Source organism: Falsirhodobacter xinxiangensis (assembly GCF_004959935.1).
Classification (GTDB): Bacteria; Pseudomonadota; Alphaproteobacteria; order Rhodobacterales; family Rhodobacteraceae; genus Falsirhodobacter; species Falsirhodobacter xinxiangensis.
Genome location: NZ_SMYN01000077.1, coordinates 1 through 409, shown reverse-complemented (window position 1 = coordinate 409; position 409 = coordinate 1). Strand labels below are relative to the sequence as shown.

General features: G+C 60.1%; 1 protein-coding gene. It reads left to right on the top strand.

Annotated elements, in window-relative coordinates; genetic code table 11:
- The coding region (locus E2K76_RS20200) for a DDE-type integrase/transposase/recombinase (RefSeq protein WP_136686219.1) at positions 1–409 on the top strand (409 nt) is incomplete at both ends.

Here is a 409-nt window from a genome sequence, read left to right as displayed (position 1 = left end):
GATGACCTGGCATCTGCAAAACGAGGGGCACGGCGTGAACCAGAAGCGCATCCGGCGTCTGATGCGGCTCATGCGTTTGATGCCGATTTACCAGAAGCCCAACACCAGCAAGCCGCGAAAGGGTCACAAGACCTATCCCTATCTGCTGGACGGGCTACGGGTCGATCGCCCCGGTCAGGTCTGGTGCGCAGACATTACCTACCTGCCGATGCGGCGTGGCTTCCTGTATCTTGTCGCCATCATGGACTGGTTCACCCGAAAGGTGCTGGCGTGGCGGATATCGAACACGCTGGAAGCGGACTTCTGTGTCGAAGCGCTGAACGAGGCCATCCACCGCTTCGGCGCGCCGGGGATCATGAATACGGACCAAGGTTCACAGTTCACGTCCTTCGCCTGGACTGACCGCCTG